19 protein-coding genes are annotated in these 21,435 nt (G+C 36.2%); 7 read left to right on the top strand and 12 right to left on the bottom strand.

What is annotated here, in order from left to right; all coding sequences use genetic code 11:
• Window positions 1-78: 78 nt before the first annotated feature.
• Window positions 79-651: a phosphatase PAP2 family protein gene (locus HCN53_RS05080; RefSeq protein WP_042280423.1), complete on the bottom strand. Its 573-nt coding sequence runs from the start codon at window positions 649-651 to the stop codon at window positions 79-81.
• The gene (locus HCN53_RS05075) at window positions 644-877 is read right to left on the bottom strand and encodes a hypothetical protein (protein ID WP_042280421.1); all 234 of its coding nucleotides are present in this window, start codon (window positions 875-877) and stop codon (window positions 644-646) included. Before HCN53_RS05075 ends, HCN53_RS05080 begins: the two co-directional genes overlap by 8 nt.
• Window positions 878-955: 78 nt before the next feature.
• Here HCN53_RS05075 and lptB point away from each other — a divergent pair, with 78 nt between their 5' ends.
• Entirely contained in the window at window positions 956-1,705 is a 750-nt protein-coding gene (gene lptB / locus HCN53_RS05070; RefSeq protein ID WP_042280419.1) for an LPS export ABC transporter ATP-binding protein, read from the top strand.
• On the opposite strand, the gene HCN53_RS05065 is transcribed toward lptB, so the two are convergent.
• Complete coding sequence (locus tag HCN53_RS05065; RefSeq protein ID WP_167342230.1) at window positions 1,702-2,460, bottom strand: CDP-alcohol phosphatidyltransferase family protein; 759 nt, start codon at window positions 2,458-2,460, stop codon at window positions 1,702-1,704. The genes lptB and HCN53_RS05065 overlap by 4 nt on opposite strands.
• A 101-nt stretch (window positions 2,461-2,561) precedes the next feature.
• On the opposite strand from HCN53_RS05065, the gene HCN53_RS05060 reads away from it, so the two are divergent.
• Both HCN53_RS05060 and lnt read left to right on the top strand, forming a co-directional pair.
• The gene (locus HCN53_RS05060) at window positions 2,562-3,638 is read left to right on the top strand and encodes a PorV/PorQ family protein (RefSeq protein ID WP_167342229.1); all 1,077 of its coding nucleotides are present in this window, start codon (window positions 2,562-2,564) and stop codon (window positions 3,636-3,638) included.
• 24 nt (window positions 3,639-3,662) lie between these two features.
• Complete coding sequence (lnt, locus tag HCN53_RS05055; protein ID WP_167342228.1) at window positions 3,663-5,285, top strand: apolipoprotein N-acyltransferase; 1,623 nt, start codon at window positions 3,663-3,665, stop codon at window positions 5,283-5,285.
• 1 nt (window position 5,286) lies between these two features.
• Here the strand turns inward: lnt and HCN53_RS05050 are convergent, their stop codons facing one another.
• From HCN53_RS05050 to HCN53_RS05025, 6 genes are read right to left on the bottom strand one after another with little or no spacing between them, the layout of a single operon-like run.
• Complete coding sequence (locus HCN53_RS05050) at window positions 5,287-6,681, bottom strand: sugar transferase (protein ID WP_240919398.1); 1,395 nt, start codon at window positions 6,679-6,681, stop codon at window positions 5,287-5,289.
• A gap of 37 nt (window positions 6,682-6,718) precedes the next feature.
• Window positions 6,719-7,729, bottom strand: coding sequence for a glycosyltransferase family 4 protein (locus HCN53_RS05045; RefSeq protein WP_167342227.1), 1,011 nt, complete (start codon window positions 7,727-7,729; stop codon window positions 6,719-6,721).
• Entirely contained in the window at window positions 7,726-9,105 is a 1,380-nt protein-coding gene (locus HCN53_RS05040; RefSeq protein ID WP_167342226.1) for an O-antigen ligase family protein, read from the bottom strand. The genes HCN53_RS05045 and HCN53_RS05040 overlap by 4 nt, the downstream gene beginning before the upstream one ends.
• Window positions 9,098-10,159 carry a glycosyltransferase gene (locus HCN53_RS05035; protein WP_167342225.1) on the bottom strand — a complete coding sequence of 354 codons (1,062 nt, stop codon included), beginning with the start codon at window positions 10,157-10,159 and terminating at the stop codon, window positions 9,098-9,100. Before HCN53_RS05035 ends, HCN53_RS05040 begins: the two co-directional genes overlap by 8 nt.
• A gap of 24 nt (window positions 10,160-10,183) precedes the next feature.
• On the bottom strand, window positions 10,184-10,513 hold the full coding sequence (locus HCN53_RS05030) for a MerR family transcriptional regulator (protein ID WP_167342224.1): 330 nt from the start codon (window positions 10,511-10,513) through the stop codon (window positions 10,184-10,186).
• Entirely contained in the window at window positions 10,513-11,493 is a 981-nt protein-coding gene (locus HCN53_RS05025) for a M23 family metallopeptidase (RefSeq protein ID WP_042280406.1), read from the bottom strand. The genes HCN53_RS05030 and HCN53_RS05025 overlap by 1 nt, the downstream gene beginning before the upstream one ends.
• Window positions 11,494-11,667: 174 nt before the next feature.
• On the opposite strand from HCN53_RS05025, the gene alaS reads away from it, so the two are divergent.
• Both alaS and HCN53_RS05015 read left to right on the top strand, forming a co-directional pair.
• Window positions 11,668-14,289, top strand: a complete 2,622-nt coding sequence (gene alaS / locus HCN53_RS05020) for an alanine--tRNA ligase (protein WP_167342223.1) — start codon at window positions 11,668-11,670, stop codon at window positions 14,287-14,289.
• A 3-nt stretch (window positions 14,290-14,292) separates the two neighbouring features.
• On the top strand, window positions 14,293-15,246 hold the full coding sequence (locus tag HCN53_RS05015) for a GNAT family N-acetyltransferase (RefSeq protein ID WP_167342222.1): 954 nt from the start codon (window positions 14,293-14,295) through the stop codon (window positions 15,244-15,246).
• A gap of 270 nt (window positions 15,247-15,516) precedes the next feature.
• On the opposite strand, the gene HCN53_RS05010 is transcribed toward HCN53_RS05015, so the two are convergent.
• Window positions 15,517-15,705: a hypothetical protein gene (locus tag HCN53_RS05010; protein WP_167342221.1), complete on the bottom strand. Its 189-nt coding sequence runs from the start codon at window positions 15,703-15,705 to the stop codon at window positions 15,517-15,519.
• Window positions 15,706-15,869: 164 nt separating this feature from the next.
• Between HCN53_RS05010 and HCN53_RS05005 the strand changes: the two genes are divergently transcribed.
• Window positions 15,870-16,904 carry a DegT/DnrJ/EryC1/StrS family aminotransferase gene (locus HCN53_RS05005; RefSeq protein ID WP_240919397.1) on the top strand — a complete coding sequence of 345 codons (1,035 nt, stop codon included), beginning with the start codon at window positions 15,870-15,872 and terminating at the stop codon, window positions 16,902-16,904.
• A gap of 44 nt (window positions 16,905-16,948) precedes the next feature.
• On the top strand, window positions 16,949-18,199 hold the full coding sequence (locus HCN53_RS05000; protein ID WP_240919396.1) for an O-antigen translocase: 1,251 nt from the start codon (window positions 16,949-16,951) through the stop codon (window positions 18,197-18,199).
• A 6-nt stretch (window positions 18,200-18,205) separates the two neighbouring features.
• Here the strand turns inward: HCN53_RS05000 and HCN53_RS04995 are convergent, their stop codons facing one another.
• Window positions 18,206-20,713, bottom strand: a complete 2,508-nt coding sequence (locus tag HCN53_RS04995) for a beta-mannosidase (RefSeq protein WP_167342219.1) — start codon at window positions 20,711-20,713, stop codon at window positions 18,206-18,208.
• Window positions 20,703-21,434, bottom strand: a complete 732-nt coding sequence (locus HCN53_RS04990; protein WP_167342218.1) for a copper homeostasis protein CutC — start codon at window positions 21,432-21,434, stop codon at window positions 20,703-20,705. Before HCN53_RS04990 ends, HCN53_RS04995 begins: the two co-directional genes overlap by 11 nt.
• Window position 21,435 lies beyond the last annotated feature (1 nt).

Below are 21,435 nucleotides of genomic sequence, written 5' to 3'. Positions count from 1 at the left end.
TAATTTTTTGCAAAAGTAACACTTAAAATTAGTTCAAAAAAAACGGAATGTCAAGAGATTAAGAAAACCTTGTAGTTGTCAACTTTCTCGATGAACTTCATCCTTACCGTATGGTACGAAATGATAGCCTGCATACCCTAAAAGAGATCCCATAAAACCTCCCATTAATACATCACCTAGGTAGTGAACGCCCAGGTACACACGGCTGTATACCACTAGTATACCCCAAATGAGAGCAATAATACCCAGCCACTTAAAATGATTCTTGAACTGGAACCATAAATAAACAGCCACAGCCATGGCATTGCTCGCATGCCCACTATAAAACCCATAACGGCCACCGCTTTTACCTACCTTTGAAATTAACCCTTCAAGAGCTGGTTCTCTAAAAGGTCTTAACCTTAAAACTAGAGTTTTTTTGAATAGGTTAGCTAGCTGGTCACTAGCAGCTATAACTAGCGCAATAGTAACTAGGGCAATAAGCAAATTCCGCCATCCCATTTTTTTATAAAGAAAGTACAAAAAGACCAAGTATAATGGTATGGCATAAAATTTATGGGTGACCACATTAAAAAATAAATCAACTTGATCATTTCCCCAATCATTAAGAATTACCGTAAGGTCCCAATCTATTTGTTTGATATCATTCATTGTTTTCGTAGAATTCCATCTGTTCGTCGTAGAATCTAGAAGCTTCTTCAATTAAATTCTTAGTTTCCTCTTCAAGATCCTCTTTATCAGCTTTACTTATTTCTTCCAAAAACTCGATACTATCATCCTTTAAATTGATAATAAATCTGGGATATTCTGTGTGTATGATAAAAATATCATCTGGATAACTGGCGTTATCTCCTAAAAGAAATCTAGGTATTGTCATAATGCTTATATTCGATTACAAAGAAACAAATTAAATCGGTCTATGTGACAGTAGCCCATAAAAAACTAACTTTGCTGCATGCAACAACAATTAAGAGCAGATAATCTTCAAAAATCTTATAAAGGCCGTCCAGTTGTAAAAGGAGTGTCTTTCAATGTTAATCAAGGAGAAATAGTTGGTTTGTTAGGCCCTAACGGAGCAGGTAAAACAACTTCCTTTTACATGACCGTTGGTTTGATTAAACCTACTGGTGGTGATGTTTGGTTAAACGATCAAAAGATTACAAAATATCCTATGTACAAGCGAGCTCAAAGCGGTATTGGATATCTAGCCCAAGAAGCTTCTGTTTTTAGAAAACTAAGTATCGAGGACAACATTTTGGGAGTTTTACAGCTTACAGATCTTAGCAAAAAAGAGCAAAGAGAGCGTTGCGATATGTTGCTAGAGGAATTTGGTTTGACCGAGCGTCGCAAGCGTCGTGGTGATTTATTATCTGGTGGAGAGCGCAGGCGTACCGAGATTGCACGAGCACTAGCCACAAACCCAAACTTTATTTTACTTGATGAGCCCTTTGCAGGAGTAGATCCAGTAGCAGTAGAAGATATACAACGTATTGTTGCTCAATTGACTAAAAAGAACATCGGTATTTTAATTACCGATCACAACGTTCAAGAAACACTAGCTATTACAGATCGTACCTATTTGATGTTTGAAGGTACTATCCTTAAACATGGAGTTCCAGAAGAACTAGCAGAAGATGAAATAGTGAGAAAAGTTTACCTCGGTCAAAACTTTGAACTCAGAAAAAAGAAAATCTTTGAAGATTAGGATTTTTTACTGCCTATTAATTCAGTAATCATACTCAATGCCACGTACAAGATTATAATGCACGGTATGGCAAGTAATCCCAGCAACGAGAGTAAAACTATACAAGTAACTAAAAAACCATATCTCAATTTATTTTTAGCAATTGAGAATGACTTAAACTTGAGTGCAAACAAGGGTAATTCGGCATTCAAAATAAAGCAGCTCAATGCAGTAATGGCTAGCAGGACCCATTCATTAGTTAATGAAAAATAAATCCAATCTATTTGAGTAGTCTGTGCGATCAAACCTAGCGATATAATGAATAGAGCATTAGCAGGAGTAGGAAGACCGATAAAGGAATCAGTCTGGCGAGTATCAATATTAAATTTAGCCAGTCGGTAGCAGCTAGCAGCCGTTATAAAAAAACCAATCCACGGTATATAATAAGCCATGACATGTTGCTGCGCACTCGCTGTAGTAAACTCAACACCTGTTTCAAACAAAGTAATACCAGTAGCATCCTGTAACAATTGAAACATAACAATTCCTGGTACTAGTCCGCTAGTAACCATATCTGCTAGAGAATCCAATTGTTTGCCCAGCTCACCTTGCACCTGCAATAATCTAGCAACTAGTCCGTCAAAGAAGTCAAACCCTATACCTATCGCTACAAAAAGCAATGTCATCTGTAGATTATCATGAAAAGCATAGACAGCAGCCACGCATCCAGACAATAAGTTAAGCAGTGTAATTAAATTAGGTACCTGTTTTTTCATAACACAAATATGCACAAAAACCAGTGCTCTACATAGAACAAAGCAATATCAGTCGATAATAGTAGTTATTACATCAGAAAAACGGATATTTGCGTACAAGAATGGCGTTGAAAAAAATTGTTATTACCTGTTTGTTTGTGATGTGTTTCGCTTTCGCGAAAGCGCAATCTACAGCAGCCTACTCAAATGAATTTATCAATATAGGTGTAGACGCCGCTGCGCTAGGTATGAGTAATGCTGTGGTCGCTCAAACCGATGATGTAAATTCGGGATACTGGAATCCGGCAGGACTCATGAGATTGGAACAAAAGGAACTGTCACTCATGCACAGTAGCTACTTTGCAAATATTGCCCAGTACAATTATGCAGCATTTGCGATGCCCATTGATGATCAAAGTAGTTTTGGGGCATCACTTATTCGTTTCTCTGTTGATGATATTTTAAATACCACTCAATTAATTGATTCACAAGGAAACATCAATTACGATCGTATTTCTACCTTTTCAACTGCCGATTGGGCATTCACAGTAAGCTATGCACGCGAGGCAAAGTTGGACGGTTTTACCTATGGTGGGAATTTTAAAGTGATACGTAGGGTTATCGGAGAATTTGCTAATTCTTGGGGATTTGGGTTTGATGTAGGAGCTCAATTTAAAAGAGGTGATTGGGAAATAGGAGTGATGGCACGTGATATTACTACTACCTATAATACATGGACCATCGATGAGGAGAAGTTTGAAGAAGTGAGAGGTGCCGTTGAAAATCAAAACCAAGATCTTCCAGAAACTACTGAAGTTACCTTACCTAAATTACAAATAGGTGTAGCAAGAACTTTTGAATTTCACTACGACCATATTCTCACTGCCGAGGTTGATTTGAACATGCGATTCATCCAGACTAATGATATTATTTCTTCATCTAGTGTAAGTGCTACGCCTGCCATTGGGCTAGAATACGGTTATATAGATATGGTATTTGTAAGAGCTGGCGCTGGTAACTTTCAAAACGTACAAGGTATTGATGGTGACGAGACCCTAAATTTTCAACCGAATATCGGAGTTGGATTTAAGTATAGAGGTATATCTGTGGACTATGCACTTACAAATATTGGTAACGGTGATGATTTGTATAGCAATGTATTTTCTGTAAATATCGATTTGTCTGTATTCTCGCGATAGTATTAAAATTAACTAGCAATCTTAATGAAGAATTTTTTAAATCCAATACTTAGCGTTTTATCAGGATTGTTACTTGCGTTTGCCTGGCCTACTAATGGATTTGCTGGTTTGTTGTTCATTGCTTTTATACCCTTGTTTATAGCTCATTACCGACTTAATAAAACAGCTATTAAGGCGGTGAAATGGAAGGTGTTTTTGCATGCGTACCTTACTTTTTTCATTTGGAATATCATTACAACAGGTTGGTTGTACTATAGCAGTGCTTTTGGAATGTGGTTTGCTGTTTTGGTGAATAGCCTGCTTATGGCACTCGTTTTTTTAGTGTATCATTTAGTTTCTAAAAAAGTGAGTAGCTTTACTTCTTCATCATTTTTTATTGCTATTTGGTTATCCTTTGAATACTTACATTTACATTGGGATTTTTCGTGGCCGTGGTTGCAATTAGGTAATGGTTTTAGTGAATCTGTGAGTTGGATTCAATGGTATGAATTTACAGGTGTTTTTGGAGGAAGTTTATGGGTGCTTGTGGTAAATACATTACTATATAATGCCTGGTTACAATACTCTAGCAGAAAAGAAAATTCAGTTTCAACTAAAGGAATTACTATACGTTATGGTATTCCTGCAATACTACTTATCGCTGTACCGATATCCCTATCACATTTTCTGTCTATTAATAGTATAACAAATGATGTTGAAGGAACAGAGATAGTAATCTTACAACCAAATATAGATCCTTATTCAGAGAAATATGACATTTCTAATTCTCAAATGGCAGAGAATTTAATGACTCTCGCTGTAGATTCTATCACTGCAAACACTAAACTTATTATCGCTCCAGAAACTACTTTGGCATCTGGTATGCGACTTACTGGAATTAATAGAAATCCTGCTCTTAATAGGATTAAACGTTTTCTATTTGATTATCCTAATACCTATTATTTGGGTGGTGTATCATTAGGCGATAGCTTCAAAAATAAAGACAAAGCCACTTCACAAACTAACTATATTAAAAATGGCGATTTTTACTATAACGACTATAATAGTGCGGTGTTTATGAATTCCACAAATCCAGTGGAACTTTATCATAAATCTAAACTGGTTGTAGGAGTTGAAAATTTCCCATACAAGAACGTGTTACAACCAATATTAGGAGACGTGATGTTGGATTTAGGTGGTACGGTTGCCACAAAAACGACACAAGAAGATCGTGAAGTTTTTATTACTAGAGACAGTTTAAAAGTAGCTCCTATTATATGTTATGAGTCTGTGTATGGTGAATATGTAACCGGCTATGTAAATAATGGTGCTCAATTTTTAAGTATTATTACCAACGATGGTTGGTGGCAAAACACTCAAGGTCATAAGCAACATTTAAGTCTAGCAAGATTGCGAGCTATTGAAACTAGAAAATGGATTGCTCGCAGTGCAAATACTGGAATTAGTGCTGTCATTAATGATTACGGTAAGATCATCACCACATTAGGATACGAAAAAAAAGGAGCGCTTAAAGGAACCATTTATCCCAATAACAAAATCACATTTTACGTGAAGCACGGAGATTTTATCGCACGGGTAAGTGTCTTTTTAATGCTTGGGATATTTCTATTCTCTTTTACTCGTCGTGGTGTCATGAAGCGCAAATAGGCTATTGTCCTTTAAAGAATAAGACAGTGCTCAAAGTTTTGACAATTATTCTAATGTCAAGAAAAACACTACGTTTTTTTATATAGAACAGGTCGTATTGTAATTTACGCAAGTGATCATCATCGGTCTCACCATATTTTGCCTTTACTTGTGCCCATCCGGTTAAACCAGGTTTTATAACATGTCTGGTATCGTAAAAGGGGATTTTTTTGGATAATTCTTTAACAAAAATTGGACGTTCTGGTCTAGGTCCAATGATACTCATGTCGCCCTTAAGAATATTTATAAATTGCGGGAATTCATCAATTCTTGAACGTCTCAAAAACCTTCCGAATTTGGTAATTCTAACATCGTTCTTTTTTGCGAATTGAGCGCCTCCTTCTTCGGCATTGGTCACCATAGATCTAAACTTATAGATATAAAAACCAGTTCTATTAATGCCTACACGTTCTTGTTTATATAGTAAAGGGCCACGATTACCCAGCAAGTTTCCTAAAAGTACTATGGGTAGTAGTAGAATTCCAAATGCCAATCCTATACATGACAATACAATGTCCATGGTTCGATGATAAAATCGATACAAGGCATTTTGATTGTTTCTGGCAAAGGGGAAAAACCTATAAAAGTCTTTACCTATAAATTGCACGGGTACTCGTTCAGTCATTTCTTCATAAACTTGTGTGTATTCTCGTACTTCATGACCGTATTCCACCAATTCAATAAGCCAGTTATAAACTTGGGGTGTAATACCATCAATTTGATTGCCTGAAACGACAACACCTGTGGCTTCATTTGATTTGAGTAGCTCTTGCGCTTGTGTTATAGTAAGTTCGTTTAATTTTATAAACTGGCCTTTAAGACTGGCTTGTGTGTTTGTGTTTAAGTAACCGATTACCTTATAATAAGGATTTGCTTCTTCTAAATTTTGAGCTACTAATGTGATATCTTCAGCGTTTCCTAATAAAACAATTTTTTTGTCAAATCTAGAACTGGCAAAAAGTTTAATATAGATTGAACGCCACAGCAACATAGAAACAGTTAAAGCCAGATAGAAAAACAATATTTGTAACCTGTTTTCTGGTAAGGTAGGTGTAAAAAAGGGCGTAAGTAAATAGGCAAGTGAGGTTAAACTACTCGCGGTTATTACACTGTTCAAAGTACTTGTTATTCGACTAGCTCTTACTAGATTGTATAGTTCAAACAAAGTATTGAAAAACAGTAAATAAGCTGTTAATACTATGGTCCAGCTCCACTGCTCTGCAGTTATTCTAAAATAATCAAACTCAAAATAAAAACCGACTATTTCTAGGGCAGTCAATACTACCAGTACATCTAGAACTCGTAATAGAATTTTACGTTCAGAAATCTCAAAGTGAATCGAATTTTTTGAGGGCACGGTTTCGATTTAAAAAAACCAAAGATAAAATTATAAACTAGGTTAACAACTCTTTCCATAGAACTTGTACCTGATCCCAATCATAAATTTGAACATAGGATCTAGCATTTTTACTAAGCTTACTAGCAAGTTCAGGTTGATCAACTAATACTTTTATATGTGAAACCATGCCATTAACGTCTTGTGCTTCACATAATAACCCGTTCTTTCCTGATTTAATGATGTATGGAATTCCGCCCACATTTGTACTTACAATAGGCAATCCCAGCGCCATTGCTTCTAAAAGGCTCACTGGTAAATTGTCAAAATTTGTGGTGTTTATAAACACATCGTAATTTTTGCTCAATGAGATCCAATCGTTTTTGCTTAAAAGACCTGTAAAATTTATTGAAAGCCCTAATGAATCTGCCATTTCTTTACATTCTTCTAGGTTTCCATCTTTATCGGGCCCTACCATGCATAATTCGGCATTAGGGTAAACGGATTGTAATTTATGAAGTACTTGTACCGCCATTTTGGGTTGGTAAATGTGCGCAAATGACCGCACCCATAATAATTTAGGATTGGCTGCCTGGCGATGTAAAAAAGGATAGTTTTGTAACTCTATGTTATTAGGTATGTGAACGATTTTTTGAGTGATCGCTTTCGCGAAAGCGTCCTTTAAATAATCACTAGGACTTACCACTTTGTAAGCCTTATTGAGAAACTTCAATGTAGTTTTAGGATGGGATTTTAAACGTTGAGGTAAATTACCACCATGCAATATCGGAATGTATTTTAGATTCATTGTTCTGCATACTCGGGCTACAATTACGGCGTACCAAAAGTTCAAGGTGCTGTAGGTGTCTATAAGGACATAGTTAGTTTTTGAACTGTTTTTATACACGGTATATACCATTTCTAGTAACCTTGACAACTTGTTTTGTTTAGAACTAGCTGTTACAACCTCATAGCCTAAATTTTTCAATAAAGGAGTCAAGGTGTCAATGGTTGTTAAGGATTTACCACTACCTGACAGTTGATTTCCTATGTAAACAATACGTGTCATGCGCTAGTTGCTGGTTCGAGTACTGGAGTAGGATCTTTTATTTTGTTAACTTTCTTTGTAGGGTAGGTAACGTATAAAAGTGAGAACCCGTAAATAAATGCAGGTGCTGCTATCCTCATGGCGCTGTGGTTTATTGTTGCAATCCAAAATATAAGAAATGGATAAAAGTAAATATTTCCTCGATTTGTAATGCGATACAATAAGGGCGTGATTATTAATACAATAATGGAAAGAATACCGATGCTACCGTGTTCTGATAACAATCGGCTGGTCTCGTTGTGTGAAGCTGCGACAATTCCATCTTTTTGGGCTCGATAATATTTTACTTGTCCTGCGCCTATTCCTGCAATCGGGTTTTCAAAGAAGGCTTGTAGTTCAATAAGAATCAACTCTGTTCTACCAGTAGATAAATCATCTTTGGCTCTACCGGCGGCATCCTGATTAGCATATCTTTTATCTATCATCCCATTAGTAGCAAGCGATGTATAACCCCAAGCTAGCAATAAACCTACAGCAAGAACGCCTAGTTTAGGAAGGAATGAGAATTTAAATTCGGATCGTTTTAAAAATATTACAGTAATTAAAAGTCCTGCAATCATTAAAAAGGCAGTGATCACTCCACCACGTGAAAAGGTTACCCAACCTCTATAAGTCATGGCGATAAAGAGTATGATGTCAATGATATTGTGCAGTCTGTTTTTAATGATAATAAACCGTGCAAAGGATATGAACATACCGATTCCCAAAACCGTTGCCACTTGATTGGGGCCATAACCACCTGAAGCAGCAAAGTTGGAAGCTGTATTAGTAACAACATCTCTTACATCTGGCGTTACAAGGAATAAGTAAAAGGTAGTCATTACCAATGGGCAAATTCCTAATTTGAGCATGCTATCCAATCTTTCACGAGGAATTTTTCTATAAAAACAATAGATCGCAGTAACACCTAGACATACCGGACCACTCAAATTAAAGGCTACAGCTTTACGTAAACTTTCTCCCAACGGAATGTTTTGCGAGGCAACCACAATGCTGGGAATCAATAACAATAAATAAAATACAAATGGAATACTGCGCAGTGAAAATCCTTTAAAAAATATACCTAATCCTATTAAAACAATAACCAAATATTTGATCATTTCATAAAAGAATAATGCGCTATTCATGCGCAGGAAAACCTCTAAGGTAACGAGATAAAAACTTGCTAGTAAAACTTCTTGACCACGATCTTGATTACTTAACGCTCTTAGTATAAAGTATCCTGTAATTCCATAAAAGTACACTTTGACCAAAAACGGAATAGCTATCATAAAGATAGTAAGCACAATATGTGCAATTATTAAAACCGGATAAGAAAGCTTTTCAATTTTAAACATGCGACTTATACAGGTTTACAAGTTGATTGATGTAGGATGTAGCCCCATAATTCAAAAGTACGTGCTTATTAAAAGCAGTACTCAGTTGTTCCCTTTCTTCTTTTGAATTTATTAATTCCTCGATAGCATTATTTAATTCTAGAGGTTGATTAGCTGCTACTACCTTACCGTAACTTCCAACAACCTTTTTACAAGCACCTACATTAGTCGTAATTACCGGAAGTTTGTATAATCCATACTCAAGTAAGGCAACTGGAAGACCTTCTGACTTTGATGAAAGAACGCCAATGTCGCACTGATCTAGAATGGAGCCTATTTCATTTCTAGCGCCTAAAATATGCACTCGATTTTCTAATTTTCTGCTCGAAATATAATTTTTTATTTGCTCACTATATTCATCGTTAAAATCCTTACCTACTAAAATTAAATCCCAGTCACTTTCTATTTTCTCAAAGGCCTGGAGCAAATTGAGATGATCTTTCTGAGGTCGTAAATTGGCTAGGTGAACAATACGCCTACCAGGCTTGCCCGGTAGACTAATTTCTGTAATATCTGATTCAGTTTTTTGAGCAAAGTTTTTTAAGTATACCGCATTGTTTTTACCCAGAATATTTTTGTGCCATTCCAACAAAAGCTCATTGACAACAATATTTTGCGACGATAAATTACTAGCCCATTTGATCCATCCCTGCGGTCTACCCTGTAACTGTTCGGCATTGCCGTAATGATCATGCCAAATATAGATGAGTGATGGTAGAGCCTTTTTAATCAAACCAGCAAGGAAAAACGAGGTTGCATGCGCATGAATATGGGTGATGTCGTTTTTCTTGACATACTTATAAAGTTTATAAATACCTCTTATACCCAACTTGCCTTTGCGATTCAAGAATATGTAGCCTACTTTTTTATCTATAGTTTTCTTCAAAAGCCCTTCGGCACGAGTTACACATAAATGAGAATCATATCCATGCGCCGCCAGTTCATTGGCGATTGAAACAGCCATTCTTTCGGCACCACCAGCATCTAAACTATCTATTACTTGAAGTATTTTCATAGTAATATGGGATCACCTTTACGGTTAATCCATTTGCTTTTTAATCTTAAGAAGTTCGGCCTTGACGTTTTCTAATTTTTGAATAATATCAAATTTATCTAATTGATTTTTGTGTGTACGCATGTATTCGCGGGCACCTTCAAGTGTAAAACCTTGTTCCTTTACTAATCGATAGATGGTTTGTAAATTTTTAATGTCATCTTTAGTAAATTTCCTATTACCCTTAGCATTTTTCTTGGGTTTTAATACATCAAACTCCTTTTCCCAATACCTGATTAATGATGGATTGACATCAAAAGCTCTAGACACCTCGCCTATACTGTAATACAATTTTTCAGGTAGGTCGATATGCATTAATCTAGAGAAATATTTTCTTGCTGCGATTTCTTCAGCAATTCGTTAAACTCTTCAGGAGATAAATTTCCATAATAGAAATTGATAGGATTGATGCGCTCTCCATCCTTAGACACCTCATAATGTAAATGAGGAGCTTGCGAGCGTCCTGTACTACCTACATAACCAATTATGTCACCACGCTTCACTTTTTGTCCTACACGCACGTTGTAAGGATTTTTAGCATTTAAATGTGCGTATAACGAGATGTAACCAAAACCATGATCAATTCTTATATGATTTCCATAACCCGAGCTGTTCGCATCTGCTCTTGTAACAACACCATCACCAGTTGCATACACAGGTGTTCCTCTAGGAGCAGTAAAATCCATTCCATAGTGAAACTTTCTTGTTTTATTAAAAGGATCGGTTCTATACCCATAACCACTTGCCATCCTTGTTAAATCCTGATTACGTACAGGTTGAATCGCTGGAATAGAAGCGAGAAGTTTTTCTTTGTCCTTGGCTAATTCTGCTATTTCATCAAGCGATTGTGATTGTATAGCCACTCTTTTTTTAAGTTGGTCAATATCTTTTTTAAGCTGTATAACTCGTTCACTGGTATTAAAACCTTCAAGGTCCTTATATCTATTTACACCACCAAAACCAGCCATGCGCTGCTCGTCACTTATAGGCGCAGCGTCAAAATAGATACGGTATATAGTATTATCGCGCTCTTCAACCTCGGCAATGACTTGCGCCAGATTGTTTATTTGTTCATTTGCTTTTTCAACCTCGAGCTTCATAAATTCATTTTCAGCCTTGGCGTCAACCAGCGCAGGAGACTCCACGTATTGATTAATGATGAAGAAGAATAATAGGCCAAAAAGCATACTCGCAGCGAGGAATCCTATAAATCTAAAAAATACATGACGCTTCTTGCGTTCCACCTTTCTATAGGATAGAGTTTCAGAATCGTAGTAATACTTAATTTTAGACATGCTTTTTATACTATTTTTGCTGTGTTGAAAACGGTATTGTTTTTAGTTTATTACGCTTTCGCGAAAGCGTAATAATAAAAATCAAAATAAGTAGTAAAGGTACTTAATTGATGCAGGAAATTGCCCTTACCGATTTTTACAAAAATATAAAATTAAAACTCATAGACCACCAGTATGAATTCTAAGCAGATAAGACAGACCTTTCTAGATTTTTTTGCTGAAAAAAGTCATCAAATTGTACCCAGCGCACCTATGGTGTTAAAAGACGATCCTACCTTGATGTTTACAAACGCAGGGATGAATCAATTTAAAGAGTACTTTCTAGGAAACTCAGAGCCAAAGAATAACAGAGTTGCCGATAGTCAGAAGTGTTTGCGAGTAAGTGGTAAGCATAACGACCTAGAAGAAGTAGGAGTTGATACCTATCACCATACCATGTTTGAGATGCTAGGTAACTGGAGTTTTGGTGATTACTTTAAGAAAGAAGCTATTGATTGGGCTTGGGAACTGCTTACAGAAGTATATAAAATTCCTAAAGATCATTTATACGTAACTATTTTTGAAGGCGACGATGCCGAAGGATTATCGCGCGATACCGAGGCATATGATTTCTGGAAACAACACATTGCTGAGGATAGAATCCTAAACGGTAATAAAAAAGACAACTTTTGGGAAATGGGCGCGCAAGGACCATGTGGTCCTTGTTCTGAAATTCATGTTGACATTAGAAGCGACAAGGAAAAACAAGAGGTTGACGGTGCTACACTAGTCAATATGGATCATCCACAAGTGATTGAAATTTGGAATCTTGTATTCATGCAGTTTAATAGACTTGCTGATGGTTCTTTAGAAAACCTTCCTGCACAGCATGTAGATACTGGAATGGGGTTTGAACGTTTGGCAATGGTTTTACAAGGAGTAAAGTCAAATTATGATACTGATGTTTTCCAACCACTAATTAGAGAGATTGAAACTATTACTGGTCATGCTTATGGAAAAACAGAGCAAGAAGATATTGCAATACGTGTAATCGCAGATCATGTGAGAGCAGTATCTTTTTCTATTGCTGATGGTCAATTACCGTCAAACAATGGTGCTGGTTATGTTATAAGAATGATCTTAAGAAGAGCTATAAGATATGGCTTTACATACTTGGATAGAAAGGAACCTTTTATTTATCAATTAGTAACGACCTTATCCAAGCAATTAGGTGAGGCGTTTCCTGAGTTGAAATCACAGAAGAACTTAATTTTAAATGTGATCAAAGAAGAGGAGATTTCTTTCTTACGTACCCTAGAAAATGGTCTAGCCTTGCTTGATAGCATGATTGCTAACTTAAAATCACAAGGCCAGGATACGCTAGAAGGTAAAAAAGCATTTGAACTTAATGATACTTATGGTTTTCCAAAAGAGCTTACTCGACTTATTCTAAGCGAGCAACAACTCAAAATGGATGAAGAAGGATTTACTGCGGCCTTAAAAAAACAACAAGAAAGTTCTAGAAAGGCAAGTGAAACAGAAACGTCTGACTGGGTAATACTAGGTGATGATGATACACAAGAGTTTATTGGTTATGATAAACTAGATGCCAAAGTACGTATATCAAAATACAGGAAAGTAACGACTAAAAAAGATGGTGATCGCTATCAACTTGTCTTTAACATGACACCTTTTTATGGAGAAAGTGGTGGACAAACAGGAGACAAGGGATATATTGAAGGTGTAAATGGCGATACGGTATACATCATTGATACTAAGAAAGAAAACGGGCAAACAGTGCACATAACTAAAAACCTGCCTAAAGAGTTAGGAGGAACGTTCATCGTTCAAGTTGACCAAAAGCAGCGTTTTAGAACCAGTGCGAACCATACAGCTACACACCTTTTACATCAAGGGTTGCGTAAAATTTTGGGAACTCATGTAGAACAAAAAGGAAGTATGGTACGCAGTGCTAGTTTGCGTTTTGACTTTTCACATTTTTCTAAAGTAACCATTGAAGAACTTAAACAAGTTGAGGATTTTGTAAATGCTCGTATTGCTGAACAATTACAACTGGAAGAAAATAGAAACAATACCTATGAAGATGCCATCAAAGATGGTGCGATAGGTTTGTTTGGCGAGAAATATGGAGACGTAGTACGTACCATAAAATTTGGAAGCAGTTATGAATTATGCGGTGGTACACATGTTAAAAACACCAGTGATGTGTGGCATTTTAAAATCACAAATGAATCTGCAGTAGCTGCAGGAATACGCCGTATTGAAGCTATTACTGGCGATGCAGTTAAGGATTTCTTTTATGATCAATCAAAACATTTTGAGCAGATTAAAGCCCTGTTAAAAAACGCAAAAGAACCTGTAACAGCTATTCAGTCCCTACAAGAAGAAAATTCGAATCTTAAAAAAGAGATTGAGGAATTAAAAAAAGCCAAGGCAGGCAATCTAAAACAAGAGTTGATTAATAGCGCAGAAGATATAAATGGTGTTCAATTTATTGCTTCAAAGACTGATCTAGATGCAAAGTCTGTTAAAGACCTGGCTTTTTCAATCGATCAAGAGATTACTAACTTGTTCCTAATCATTGGATCAAACGCAGGTGATAAAGCAACACTTACTGTAATTATCTCAAAGAATCTTGTAGATCAAAAGAAATTAAACGCTGGACAAATTGTAAGAGAACTAGGTAAGTTTATACAAGGTGGTGGTGGTGGACAACCCCATTTTGCAACAGCAGGAGGAAAAAATCCAGCAGGAATAGATCAAGCGCTACAAGCGGCTAGAGAATTATTAAACTAGTTTATGAATAATGAAATAGTCATCCATCGTTATTCTAGTGATGATGCTACTTCATGGAATAAATTTATAGATTCATCTCTTAATGGGACCTTTATATTAAAACGATCTTTCATGGAGTACCATGAGGATCGTTTTAAAGATTATAGCCTAATGGTTTATAGGTCACAAACTCTTATTGCTGTATTACCTGGCAATAGAGTAGGAGATAAGTGGTACAGTCATCAAGGTCTTACTTATGGCGGTATAATTCTAGACCATGAGTTGTCAAAGGATGTTCTTAACCAGGTTATGAATCAAACGGTGTCTTATCTAATTTCAAATGAAATTAAGGATATATATATCAAACAACCGTTTAACTCATATTCTCAAATCAACCGTTTTATAAATGAGGCAATTGAAAGTATAGACTTTCAGCCATTTAAAAGGGTTAATAATGCCTACCTTGAATTGAATGTTGATTTGTCTATTTCATCTAAACGGACCGCTGGTTATCGCAATGGTAATTGGAATCATTTAATTTTTCAGGAAAATGATAACTGGGGTGAATTTTGGAATCAAGTATTAGTACCCTTGTTGCAACATAAATATGCTGCTAGTCCTGTTCATAGTATTCAGGAAATTGAAGAGTTGAAGAGTAAATTTCCCGAAGAAATCAGACTTTATACTGTTTCTAATCAAGAGGGAATAATTGCCGGTGTCGTAATTTTCATCAAAGGGAACATTGCAAGAGCTCAATATATGGCAAGTACAATCGAGGCAAGATCATTAAGGGCTATGGATTTTTTATATTTAGAAACTATAGAAGTTTTAAGACAGTGTAATATCACTAAATATGATCTAGGTGCCGTAGATGATCCTAATGGAGGAATAAATAAAGGCCTCGCTAAAAATAAGAAGGAGATGGGAGCGAGTTTTGAAATACAAACGGTTTGGCATTTTAAACCACATAAAAAATAAAAAAACCAGCGCTAATCAGGCGCTGGTTTTAGGCTATTTTATCAAATGAATCTTTTAACAATCAAAGTCGATTAAGGAATATTTTTCTTTTTCATAGCAAGAAAAACTCTAGTTTAAGTTTTTCTTTATATCGAATATTACAATAATTATTTCGTTTGTTATGTAATTCATTACAAATGTACGGTGGTGTTCCATTTCAAGGTGTTACATTTGGGTTAAGCATAGTTAATGAGTGTTATTTTAATGTAAATCATTGGAAAAGAAAGCCTTTCATTTTGCCGTTATACAGGTTGTAGTATTCGGAGTTTTCATAATACTAAGTTTTATTCCTCGCACAGTCTCTAATGATATCAGTTCATGGATATCGTATCTCATGACCTTTTTTGCAGTGATTGTGATAGCTGGATCTATAGCAAGTTTGTTAAGTTTTAAAAGACCTTTTACTGTAAAGAAATTCATTGTTACAATAATCAACTTTGGGTTTTTAATTTACCTGACTTATAGATGGTTTTTAAGCGAGATACCTGTATAGGAAACTCTTTATATATTCGTAATAAATAATTTTTGTGCACATTCCATTTCTCGATTTAAAAAAAATACAAAACCGATTTCTACCTCAGGATATGGAATCTATAAAAGAGTTGCATGAATCTGGTAGGTATATTGGAGGTCAATTTGTAGATACATTTGAAAAGGAATTTGCAAGCTATTGTAACGTTCAGTATTGCGTGAGTACTGGTAATGGATTGGATGCCTTGAGTATTATCCTAAGAGCAGAAACCGCTCTAAATCGACTTCCTAAAAACGCTAAAATTGCGGTGCCAGCAAATACTTATATAGCAACTATTTTAAGCGTTGTTCACAGCCATCACACGCCTGTATTATTTGAAACAGAGCAGTGTGTCGTACAGGTTGATGATCTTAAAAAAATTAAAGAAGACTATGATGCTATTATAGTTGTGGATCTATATGGAATCATGGTAGATGATGATGTGTACGCTTTCGCGAAAGCGAACCACAAAAAAATATATACCGATACAGCACAATCTCACGGTGGTCGTACAAGTAGTGGTAAAACTAGTGGAAGTCTTGCAGCGGCAAGTGCCTTTTCTTTTTATCCTACTAAAAATTTAGGAGCACTAGGTGATGCAGGCGCTATCACCACAAACGACCAAGAGCTAGCTGCAATGTGTCGCAAAATCGCCAATTACGGGCGTGATTCCCAATTTTTAAATAGTGAAGTAGGAGTAAATTCACGCATGGATCCTTTACAGGCCCTATTTTTGAGTACGCGATTACAGGTTTTAGAAAACGACAACAACTCTCGTAGATCCATTGCATACAAATACAGTCAAGGTATTGATAACAAAAAGGTGCAGCTACTAAGCACGCAATTAGCAAATCGTTCAGTGTTTCATATTTATCCAATTTTCGTAGAAGATAGGGTAGCCTTTATAGACTTCATGAAACATCATGGAATACAAACTGGATGTCATTATGAGGTACCACCTCATCAACAAAAAGCATTTTCTAAGTGGAATGACTTACAATTTCCCGCCACAGAAAGTAGACATCAACAACAGGTAAGTCTTCCATGCCATCCTTTGTTAGATACTCAAGAGGTTCATCATATTATACAAACCATAAATTCTTATTGATGCGCAGGCTGTTTTTATTGTTTAATAGAAATATGCTGCTTAAAATGGCAAGTTGGAATAGTATTTTTATTCTTGTCAGGATTGCGCTAGGTGCTGTTATGTCTAATCTTTTGGCTCGATTTGTGGGTGATGCAGGATTGGGTTATTTAGGAAACTTACGTAATTTTTCTCAAGGACTTCAAAGCCTGTCCGTTCTAGGATTGGAAAACGGTCTTACTAAAAACGCTGCTGCGTTAAAGAATGAGCCTAAACTACTAAGCAAAACTTTTACAACAGCATGGATAGCAACTTTTATAGTAAGCGTATTAACCGCCATAGGTATAAACTTTACAGCTAGCTGGCTGTCTTTGTATTTATTCGATCGTGATAGTTATTCATTTGTCTTACGGATCTTTGGCTGTTCATTACCATTTTACTTTGTTTTTGTTGCAGTAAGTTCCTTGTTACAAGGATTTGAGTGGTTTAAGACCTATGTGGTTCTTAATATTATCGTTGCCTTGTCGGTATTTGCTCTGGGCGCTTATTTGATTGTAAATGAGAATTTATACGGTGCGCTGCTTAGTATAGCCGTGACACCTTATGTTCAATTTATTTTGGCTCTTTTTGTGTACTTCTTTTATTTAAAAGGTAAAAAAGGAATGCTCACCTTTTCAATTGAATGGAGTAATGAGCAAGCACTACAGCTCTTTAAATACAGTATTATGGCTTTAGTGAGCGCTATACTTATACCGCTTGTAAATATTGAAGTGCGCAACGAGGTTATTGATCAAGTAAGTGACCATGCAGCAGGATGGTGGGAATCTGTTCAACGTATTTCAGGATATTACATGGTATTTGTTACCACGTTAATCAGTTTATACGTATTACCTAATTTGAGCAAGGATTCTAGTTTTAAACAATATAGAAGTACGATTTGGAATTTTTATAAAACCATACTTCCTGTAGTTGTAGCTGGACTTATATCTGTTTATTTATGTAGAGATTTAATTCTTGAATATTTATTCACGTCAGAGTTTTTACCTGCTTCTAGCATGTTTAAATGGCAATTGTTAGGTGATTTTATAAAGGTCATCACCACCGTAATGGCTTTTAGGTTTATCGCATTAAATGATCTTAAACGCTATCTAGTGGCTGAACTTATAAGCATTTTTTGTTTCTATCTTTTTACGATGGTTTTATTACCGTACTATGGAAAAAATGCCGTAGTAATGGCTTACTTTTTAAATTACATATTTTACTTTTTAATTTTGATCTTGCTTTTGAGAAAAGAATTGTTTGGTTCGTTGGAGCAATAAACAAAATTATTTCACACTCATACTTACCATATCATTTAAGCATTTAATCTGCAGGACACCATGCTCTTCCGATTTTGGATAGAATAGAATTGATTTTTCAGTATTAGGCTCCAAGTCAAAGAAATTATCAGAAAAATGACCATCTATACTAGAAAAGACAAATAGATCCTTTACAAATACATTTGAAACGATCGTAATTTCATAAAAGTCATTACTCTTTGGACTTTTTATTTGGATTTCTGCTTTAGGTAATTTGAGATCTTTTGGTCTTGTTAAAGTTTTAATGCTTTTGTGATTACCAAATTGGTAAGACACGTAAATTTTGTTTAGATCAAGATTTAAATGTTTTAAGGAAAGCGCATGAATGAGCTCGCTAGAACCAGCTTTGACTGAGCATATAGAACTATCGATGGTATCAACAAAAAGCGATTTGCCCGAAAAGTCTTTGATTTCGATTTTGAAATCGCCTACTTCTGTCTCGAGATTATCATTTACCACATATGTTTTCAACGTATCATTTTTAACTACGTTACTAATTAGAACATTCTCAAAATCACGTTTTACCTGATAGTGTAAGGCTTTCCAGTTGCCAAAATAATCGATACTGGACCAGCTTACCGCTGGCCAGCAATCGTTGAGTTGCCAGTATAGGGTTCCCATATTGTAAGGTCGCGCACGACGATGCGCTTGAATACCTTTAGAAATTCCATAAGCTTGTACGAGCTGACTCACGTACACGTAATCTTCATCATTTTCTGGTTCGGGAAAATCGCGCTCCATGTAAGTTTGTATAAGCTCGTCACCTCGAGCGTGTTTTTGGTGTGTAGCATATTCCTTTGACTTAATATCTACTTCACCAGATGAATTAATGTAGCGAATGGTTTCATAAGAGGGATGCGCCTGAAAACCAAATTCACTCATAAACCTTGGCACATGCTCTTCAAAATGCTCAAACGGGTAAGCATCGTGCCACACGCGCCAGTCATGTGCATCGCCATTAAACTCATATTTAGGATTGCCACGACCGTATTGTGGTGAGCTTTCCCAGTAGGGTTCTTTGGTCATTTCGGCTACGTATTTCGGCATGTCTATTTGAAAAATGTTTCGGTAGTCTTCCCAAATACTGTCACGTTCTTGATGACTGCGACCTTCTTGCCAGCCCCATCGATGCCAGCCTTCTCGGCTTTCATTGTTACCGCACCACATTACAATGCTCGAATGATCTCGTAATCTAGTAAGTTGTTGAGTGACCTCTTTTTTTACGCTTTCGCGAAAGCTATCTCCACTAGGATACATCGCACAAGCAAACATAAAATCTTGCCATACCATTATTCCTTTTTCGTCACATTTTTCATAGAAAACATCACTCTCATAAATACCGCCACCCCAAACACGTAGCATGTTCATATTTGCATCTACAGCGTCATTTAAAAGCTTTTCATAATGGTCATCCGTGACCAAATCTTGCATGCTGTTTTGTGGAATGTAGTTTGCACCTTTTGCATATACCGGAACGTCGTTCACCTTGAAATAAAAGCTGGTTCCGTATTCGTCTGGCTCATTTACCAATTCTACTGTGCGCAGTCCCTTATTAATTGTTTTTTGATCAATAAGATTTTCATCTTTAAAAATGCTAATCTCTACCTCATATAAATAGGGTTCACCTAGATTATGTGGCCACCATTTTTTAGGATTTTGTATTTCAAAATGCAGTTCTTGAGTAGCTGTTTTTGTGGCTACCGTCAAGGAGTCTGTAATTTTATATGGATAAATACTGTCGTTGATTTTAAGAGAATAGGTAAGCGGTGAGAAAACAGGTTTTGATAATGTCACTTGTGCCGAAAGATTTGCAATAGAATCATTAAGACTATTTTGCTTTAAGTAAATATCCTTAATTTTAAAATCGTTGAAAGCCTCAAGATGAACTGGTTTCCAAACACCCATAGTGTTTAGGTTTGGACCCCAATCCCAACCGTATTGAAATTGTGCTTTACGTGTGTAAATACGATTTCCTTCTGGTAATTGATACGGATTTGCTGCTGCTTTTTGAAGTTCTATTTCTAAAGGAGACTTTATGGTAACGTAAAGCTCATTTTCTTTTTCTATAAATGGCTTTACATCTATCTGCCAGTTGAGAAAAGCATTGTCGGTGTCAAGAATCTTATGGCCATTGAGCTCAATGCTGGCATACGTATCAATGCCTTCAAAGTTTAAAGTAATATGTTCTTTAGCAAGAATTTCTTTGTTTACCTTAAAAATGGTTTTGTAAACCCAGTTTTCCTCAGTAATCCACTGTAAACCATCTTCATTATTCCCTTGAAAAGGATGCTCGATAAGTGGTAATAACTCCTTGTGAACCGTTGATGGAATACTTACAGAGTCTGATACTAAACTATTGTCAGCTTCTTTTAATAAGGACCAGTTATGGTTGAGATATTTACGCTTTACATGGGGTTGTTTATCATTACATGAGACTAGTGAAATCACTATGATTAGGAGCCAACTATATTTCATGCGTGATTCGATTAAGGATTGCTTTAATGCTTTCAATGTTGGATGTGATTTCTATGTTTTCTTGAAGAAATTTAGGTGTATTCATAGGCACTTTCTCTTCACTGGTTTGCTCACAGATTGCTGTAGCGCTTGCGTGGATTTCTTTGAAGTTCGCTTTCGAGAAAGCATCACTATTACTAGCATTAATGCCACCACCAGGCATAATAATGAGTTCATCGCCTGCTTGTTGCTGTAACTCTATTAATAAACTAATACCTTCAAAAGCACTAGCTTGCTGACCAGAGCTGAGTATGCGATGTGCACCTAAATTGATTAAATCAATCAAGGCCTGCTGTGGATTTTCTACGTGATCAAAAGCTCTGTGAAAGGTAAAGGGTAATGGTCTAGAAAGCTCTATGAGTTCGCTAGTACGTTTAATATCCACTTTAAAATCCGAAGTCAATACTCCAGAAACAATACCAGCGGCACCTAACTCTTTGCAAAGTTGAATATCCTGTTTCATGATTTCAAACTCGTCTTTGCTGTACACAAAATCACCAGATCGTGGTCGTATCAATACCATTACAGGAATACTGAGGTCTGCAATTACCTTTTTGAGCAATCCAAAACCTGGTGTAATTCCACCTACGGCTAGCTCGCTACACAACTCTATACGATGAGCGCCAGCCTTTTGAGCATTGATGGCACTTTGATAATTTGCCGCGCAGATTTCTAGTAGCATA

This window comes from Nonlabens sp. SY33080, from assembly GCF_011784885.1.
In the GTDB taxonomy this organism is placed as follows: domain Bacteria; phylum Bacteroidota; class Bacteroidia; order Flavobacteriales; family Flavobacteriaceae; genus Nonlabens; species Nonlabens tegetincola.
Note: the sequence above shows the minus strand (reverse complement) of the source record. Positions and strands in the feature narration are given on the sequence as shown.